Origin of the sequence: uncultured Nostoc sp., from assembly GCF_964247315.1 — a bacterium.
Classification (GTDB): domain Bacteria; phylum Cyanobacteriota; class Cyanobacteriia; order Cyanobacteriales; family Nostocaceae; genus Nostoc.
Map to the genome: position 1 here is coordinate 1 of NZ_CAXTTT010000227.1, position 4810 is coordinate 4810.

Annotated in this window: 4 protein-coding genes; all 4 read left to right on the plus strand. The window is 40.5% G+C overall.

Annotation, left to right across the window (positions count from 1 at the left end):
* Positions 1-1238 (plus strand): hypothetical protein (locus tag ACFE93_RS33965; RefSeq protein ID WP_375480430.1); only part of this gene is annotated, 1238 nt, incomplete at its 5' end.
* 33 nt (positions 1239-1271) lie between these two features.
* Positions 1272-1844: a hypothetical protein gene (locus tag ACFE93_RS33970; protein ID WP_375480432.1), complete on the plus strand. Its 573-nt coding sequence runs from the start codon at positions 1272-1274 to the stop codon at positions 1842-1844.
* Between the two features lie 71 nt (positions 1845-1915).
* The gene (locus tag ACFE93_RS33975) at positions 1916-3658 is read left to right on the plus strand and encodes a VgrG-related protein (protein WP_375480434.1); all 1743 of its coding nucleotides are present in this window, start codon (positions 1916-1918) and stop codon (positions 3656-3658) included.
* Between the two features lie 303 nt (positions 3659-3961).
* A complete protein-coding gene (locus ACFE93_RS33980; RefSeq protein WP_375480436.1) occupies positions 3962-4459 on the plus strand; it encodes a PAAR domain-containing protein in 498 nt (165 codons plus the stop codon).
* The last annotated feature ends 351 nt before the right edge of the window (positions 4460-4810 follow it).

Sequence of the window (4810 nt, forward strand, 5' to 3'; positions counted from 1 at the left end):
CACCTGAAATTGCTGAAGCACCAGTAAGCGCCATATCACCTGAAATTGTTGAAACTGCGATGTCTAACGACAAGCCGCTAGACGTCTATACACCACCAATTCCCGCCACATCGCCTGAAATCGTTGAAACTGAGAATATTTTCAGGAAAATTATTGACAATGAACAACCAGTAGAATCAGAATTTCCCTTTGCGGTAACAAATCCTGAAATATCAACCCTTGTTGATACCTCAGATAATCGAGATATCCTAGAAGAAGCAACTTCTCCACAAAATGAGGTAGGGACACCACCTAAAGTTGAGCAAAAGCAAAATGCGATCGCAGAAAATTTGCCAGCGCCTAAAGGTTATGCTACTGGTGGTCATGTCATAGACTCCCACGTTGAAAATCGTTATCAGATAGCACCCTCGGATACAGTACCTGCAATGCTTACGCCTGGGGAGTTTGTGATTAATACCAGGGATGCACAGAAGAATTTACCTCTACTGCATCACATCAACACTGGTGGAACACCGCACGATCTGATCCTTCCAAGTTTACAAACACCCAATGCTCAAGAACCAGAAGAAATAATTTCTCCAGAAACCCCGACTAAAGTCGATTCTTTTCCAGACACTTCATTGCAACTAAAAAGTGCTGAGACTCCCTCCCCTGATGTATCCAATTCTTTAATTCCTTCTTCCTTGGGGTTGGATATTGGAAAACAGAAACTTTCTATCCTAAATTCTCCACAGCTTAATCCTCTTCAAAACGAAACAATTCATGTGGATGAACCTTCACCTCAATACTCATCACCTCCCCTGATTTTCCGAAAAGCAAATCCTAGCACTAATACATCTTCTCAATGGTCAAATACACCTTCTCAATGGTCAAGTGTGGAAGATTTACTAAATGGAAATAATGATGAATTCCCTAGCTTCAACTTTAGTGATGTGGAATCTAATAGTCAAAATTATGAATCTTCTCATGTTTCAGAATCGCCACAAGTTTTTGCTAAACAACTTCTTTCACCTAGAGGCTTTACTGATGGTGGAGAGGTCACTCTAACTGACATATCTAGAAAAATCAAACCAATAACTGAGACGATAGAGAGCGTATCCTCGTCTTCTCAAGAAGATGATAAAGATGATACGGCCGATCTTGAAGCTCTAGCCCGTGAAATTTATCACAGATTACGGCAACGGATAGAAATTGAACGAGAGCGTCATGGCGGTCACTCAGGTCGATTACCTTGGTAAATACCATTCAATAATTTTAGGAGAAAAACTCAAATGGCAAGTCCAGCAATTATTGTTATTCAAAAGCTTCAACCGCAACTTGAGAAAGCCAAACTTGTAGCTCATAACGGTGAAGCACCAAATATTGAATTCATGTTTAATCCCACAGACATTAGTTTTAGTCGAACTGTTCAATGGGAGAGTCAACAAGGAAATAGAGGTACCGAACTTCTCCCTAAAGTTAACTTTTCTGGCGTTGAGCCTTATAAATTCACACTTAAACAGTTACTCTACGATACCTATGAAACGAAAGAGTCAGTAATGACAAAGTACATAGACAAGATTAAACAAGGTGTAGAAACTATTAAAGGATCGCCGGATAAGCGACCGCCAGTTTACATATTAACATGGGGAACAGAGTATTTTTATTGTGTAATCACAAGTCTAACTTACACTTTAAATATGTTTCTAACTGATGGCACACCAGTTAGAGCAATGGTAGATATATCCTTGCAAGAAGTAGATAAAAATAACCTTCCTCAAGGAAAAGCATCAGCTTCTACAGGCACAGATCGTCAGCCAAATCAAAAGGTGGGAAAAACTGATAAACCGAAGTCAGCAAAATGATAAATACTAATTTTTCAATCAGTTATCATTCAAGGCTAATCTGAAAATTTCATAGTTATAAAATAATAGTTATGCCTAAACAAAGTCTTTATTTAAGTGAACCAAAAATCCAGATAGAAGGACTAAGCGATTCTTCAGAATTGATGAAAGATTTGCTGCAAATAACCATAGAAGAAAGCCTTCATTTGCCAGCAATGTTTACCTTAGTAGTACATAATAGCTATATTCCCGCTTCTGACCGTCAACAAAACAAACCTTGGCGATATGAGCAGGTATTTAAGATTGGTAAGAAAGTGAAGTTAGGTTTTAGTGAAAGTACTACTTTAGATCAGAATTTTAAAGAAGATATAGAAAAAATAGAAAAACTTCTGATTGAAGGCGAAATTACGGGGCTGGAAGTTCACTTCAATGAGAAATCTGAAGCTGATATCATTGTTCGCGGCTATGATATTTCCCATCGTCTTCACAGAGGTCGTTATAATCGTTCTTTTTTGAATCAAAGGGATAGCGATATAGTCAAAAAAATAGCTAAAGAAGTAGGGATAAAACTTGGCAATATAGACCTAAGTGGCGAAGTCCATAAGTATGTCTTCCAAGAAAACCAAACTAATATGGAGTTTTTACGGGAAAGGGCTGCTCGCATTGGTTTTGAACTATTTATTACAGATGGCAAAATAAATTTTTGCAAACCAAAAGCTCAGGGAGCTTTACCACTAAAATGGCTAGTTGATATTAATAAATTTAGTACTCGCGTTACCAGTGCTGAACAGGTAAGTTCTGTGGAAGTACGTGCCTGGGACTATACCAAGAAACAATTAATTACCCAAACAGCTAAGAAAGAGAACCAAATAACCCAGACAGGTAATAAGCTAGGAACTAGTACTAGTACTGCATTTGGCAATCTTAAGTCCCAGGAAATGATTGTTGTAGATAAACCCGTTGCCAGCGCGAAACAAGCAAAGACTATGGCTCAGGCTCTGTGTGATGAACTGGGAGGAGAATTTGTTTATGCAGATGCTAAGGCAGAGGGTAATCCTGAGATTCGACCGGGGCGAGTTGTTACTCTTGAGGGTATGGGCGATCGCTATAGTGGTAAGTATTATGTTACAGAAACACGCCATTTCTTCAGTCAGCGCGTTTATAAAACTGATTTCAGCGTGCGGGGACTACGTTCTGGTGACTTATTCACAACTCTATCTCCAGAAAAACGCCTACAACCATCTGAGACTTTATTAGTGGGAATTGTAACTGATAACCAAGACCCAGAGGCATTGGGTAGAGTGAAAGTCAAGTTTCCCACCCTTACAGAAAAAGATACAAGTGATTGGGCGAGAGTTGTAGCTTTGGGAGCAGGGAAAAATAGAGGTTTCGACTGTTTACCAGAGATAGACGATGAAGTACTGGTAGGTTTTGAGCATGGCGATATCCACCGTCCCTATGTAATTGGCGGAGTCTGGAACGGCAAGGATGCACCACCGGAAAAGGTGCGTGACTCAGTTACAAAACGTGGCGTAAGATTACGCACCTTTACAACTCGTGTCGGACATACTCTACAGTTTATTGACGAAGATAAACTAACTAGTAAAACAGGTATTCGCCTAGAAACTAAATACGGCCACAGAATCTATCTCAATGATAGTCAAAAGCGTATATTAATTAAAACCAAAGGCGGTCATACAATCGAAATGGATGACATCGCTAGGTCTATTTCAGTGCAATCAAAAGGTAATCTGTCATTAGATGCTGTTGGAAATATAGACATTTCAGCCAAGGGTGTAATTACAGTTAAAGGTGCGATGATTCGCCTTAATTAATTCGTAATTCGTAATTCGTAATTCGTAGTTTTTGGAGAAACATTCCACCAAATTATAAATCAATACAGTTAGTTAAGCGTTTCTTCCTTCTCTTCCTTTGCGTCTTTTGCAGTAGCCTACGGCAAGATGCGAAGCATCTACGTTAAAAAAATTATTTGACAAAGAGTTAAGCGTTAACTGAATCGTATTGAATCATAAATTGCTGGTCTTGAATTTGTTGTAAAGAAATCCTTAACTAATTATGAATTACGAATTACGAATTATTTTGAAGTTTAGTAATGAAAAATACTATAGGAGGTTGTCATGGGTAGACCAGCAGCAAGAATTAGTGACAATGTAGCGCATCCCTTACCGCCAGTATTGACAGGAGGCCCAGGTAGTCGCAATGTGTTGATTGGGTCTTTACCTGCGTGGCGGGGTGTGCTTGCAGCAGCAGTACCGGCTTTGCTATCTGCCAAAACATCTTCTGATGCGACTGTCTTAGCAGCTGAGACTGCTACCAAGGCGGCGGCAGGTACACCAGGGGCACCTGCTGCCCTAGCCGCCGAACAAACTACAAAGACAACAGCATCAACTACCATGAGTAGCGCAATCACTTCTGCTGCGGCAGGTGCTGATATTCATAATTGTGCCACACCCTCGCCTGTACCTCCCCATGGCCCCGGTGTTGTAATTGACGGTAGCAAAACAGTGCTGATTAATAACCTGCCTGCCTGTCGTATGGGCGACACTATTATAGAAGCATTAGGGCCACCGAATAAAATTATCAAAGGTAATCCCACTGTTTTGATTGGCGGCTGATTGGAGAGGCAGAAAAGATGAGGGAGTAGGGGGGTAGAAAAGTGAAATTCTGATCTGCGTCCACGAGTAAAAAAGACTCGTCTACGAGTATCAAAGACTCGTCAGCGAGTATCAAAGACTCATTCACGAGTAAAAAAGACTCGTCGGCGAGTATCAAAGACTCGTCCACGAGTAAAAAAGACTCGTCGGCGAGTATTAAAGACTCGTTTATGAATTTTAATTTACACAATAATTCCAGTTATAGCCGTAGTCACAGCCTTTAGGACATAAAGACAAGCGTGAATGCTAGGAACAGTAATAGTTTTACCTCCTGCCTCCTGCCCCCTGCCTCCTGCCTCCTGCCTCCTGCCC